This is a genomic window from Asaia sp. SF2.1 (assembly GCF_000505765.1).
Classification (GTDB): domain Bacteria; phylum Pseudomonadota; class Alphaproteobacteria; order Acetobacterales; family Acetobacteraceae; genus Asaia; species Asaia bogorensis.
On record NZ_AYXS01000008.1, the window covers coordinates 51,226 to 53,600 of the forward strand.

General features: G+C 63.1%; 2 protein-coding genes and 1 pseudogene. 2 read left to right on the forward strand and 1 reads right to left on the reverse strand.

Annotated features, from left to right (window positions below; all coding sequences use genetic code 11):
* Nucleotides 1-612 (reverse strand): hydroxyacylglutathione hydrolase (gloB, locus tag P792_RS25455; protein WP_023978133.1); only part of this gene is annotated, 612 nt, incomplete at its 3' end.
* A gap of 125 nt (nt 613-737) precedes the next feature.
* Between gloB and P792_RS25460 the strand changes: the two genes are divergently transcribed.
* Together P792_RS25460 and P792_RS25465 are read left to right on the forward strand one after the other, a co-directional pair.
* Nucleotides 738-1,532, forward strand: a complete 795-nt coding sequence (locus P792_RS25460; protein ID WP_023978134.1) for a class I SAM-dependent methyltransferase — start codon at nt 738-740, stop codon at nt 1,530-1,532.
* Nucleotides 1,533-1,577: 45 nt separating this feature from the next.
* Nucleotides 1,578-2,264: pseudogene (locus P792_RS25465) on the forward strand (phosphatidylserine decarboxylase); the annotation flags it as partial.
* Nucleotides 2,265-2,375 lie beyond the last annotated feature (111 nt).

A 2,375-nucleotide genomic window follows, 5' to 3' on the forward strand; every position in this document is an offset into this window, starting at 1 on the left:
GCGTCCCTCGGCACGAAGCGCCTCGACTTCAGCAGCACGCTGCCGCAGCGCCTCGTTTGTCGGGTCGATACTCAGCGCAAAAGCAGCATTGCTCTGCGTGTATTCATGACCGCAATACACGAGCGTGTCATCCGGCAGGGGGTCGAAGCGGTGAAGGCTGGTGAACATCTCTTCCGCCGTCCCCTCCAGAAGGCGACCGCACCCGAGGCTGAACAACGTGTCACCGCAGAACAGCGCTGGAACAGAGCGGAAGTAGAGGGAGATATGCCCGCGCGCATGACCGGGGGTGGCAATGACCTCCCCCAGATCATGACCCACGGCAATACGGTCCTCGTCATGAAGTAGCAGGTCAAGCGGTGGCAACCGGGCCTGATCCGCCTCCGCGCCGGCGATACGGGCACCGTATTTCTGGCGCAGGGCCTCGGCGCCTCCAATATGATCGGCGTGATGATGGGTAAGAAGAATGAGGTCGAGACGACCGTCACCAATCACTTCCGCGACCGGATCGGACTCGCCGGGGTCAACGACGGCAACGATTCCTGTCTGCGGGTCGGTCAGAAGCCAGGCATAATTATCGCGTGCGAAAGGTACGGCTTTGATCTGTAGGCTCATAGTGCAGCTCTCCTGTTCCTGCAGTGTGTTCGGGCGTCAGCTGAGAGAGATATTACGCCTTGCCGGTCGAGAACGCACCACCAGCCCCTCTGGCCTAATAGGGAGGTTCGGTCTAGCGTGTCCCCATGCCCAAGCGCCCACCCCAGTTCGTTCCTCCCGATGCTGCCGGTTTTTATGCCAGCCGGCGCGGCGATCAGGTCAATGCTCTGCTCATGGCGCAACTGGCAGGCCTGCTGCCCGACCCGACCGGGCTACGCGTTCTGGGTCTTGGCTATGCGCAGCCTCTCCTGTCCCAATGGCGTGGGCTCGGACGGGCACGATGGGTGGCGTCGGCCCAGCTGGACACGCCGCTGACCCGGCGCGCGCCCCTAGACAATCATGGTGGCTTTGCCGTGCCTTCATGCCTTGTGGCGCCGGATGCCCTGCCCTTCGATGATCTCGGCATTGATCTGGTAGTGATGGTGCACGGGCTCGAACTGGCCAATCCCCATCCTCTGCTGCGCATGGTCTGGAAAGTCCTCGCCGATCATGGCCGGCTGATTCTTGTTGTCCCGAACCGGACAGGTCTTGCCGCCAAGGACGATACGTCGCCTTTCGGTCATGGCAGCCCGTTTTCGGCCAGCCAGCTCGATCGCGCCCTGCAACGCGCCCTGTTTCGCGCCGAAAGTACGGCCACCGCGCTCAGCGCGCCTCTGGCGCTGCTGAAGCTGGGTGAGCAGGCGGCTCTCATGGCCGATCGGGCAACGGGGTTGCTGGGCCGCAGGCTGGGGGGCGTGCATCTTGTGAACGCGTGCAAGGATCTCTATTCCGGCATGCCGGTTGAGGCTGAACGCGCCAAGCTCGCTTTTGGCAGGCGCGTCACCACATTGGCGAGCTCTGCCAGCAGCTGTGGCAGCCTGAGTGAAAAACCGGGCAGCTAGGGCTGAAAACAGGCAAAGCTTGACCCAAAACCAAGGTGTCGTAAGACTGCGCCCATGTCCCTGATTCAATCGATCAAATCCGTTCTGGCGCCGCCTCACCGCGCTGCCTTCCCGTTTCTCGCACTGACGGGAGGGTTGACCCTGCTCGGCCGCGCAACGCCCTGGCGCGCCACGCGCCTGATTGGCAATGTGGCTCTGGGCGGGTTCGGATTCTGCCTTTACTTCTTCCGCGATCCCAAGCGCTTTCCGCCGGCGCGCACCGATCTGGCTCTGGCCCCGGCGGATGGCCGCGTCGTATCGGTCGAACTCGCGACGCCACCCGCAGCGCTGGGCATGGGCAGTGAGCCTGTGTGGCGCGTGGCAACCTTCCTTTCGGTGCTGAACGTGCATATCAACCGTATGCCTGCAGCCGGCACGGTCACGAAAATTGCCTATCACGCCGGGCAGTTCCTCAATGCCAGCCTCGACAAGGCCTCTGACCTCAATGAACGCAACGAGGTTCGCCTGACGCTTGAGGACGGCCGTCACATGGCCATCGTGCAGATCGCCGGGCTGATTGCACGTCGTATCGTCTGCTATGTGGACGAGGGCAGCGCTGTGGAACCGGGTGATCGTTTCGGCCTGATCCGCTTTGGCTCGCGTACCGATCTTTATCTGCCGGCGGGTGTGACGCCGCTTGTCAGCACCGGACAAACCATGGTCGGTGGCGAAACCGTCATCGCCCATCTCTGAGCCTGTAAGCCCCGTGTCAGACACGCTCCCCGGTCCTGATGAAACGGCAGGTCACGCCCAGGCCAACACGGCGCAGGAGACTGCCTCTGCAGACGGGCAGGCCGGCCTGCC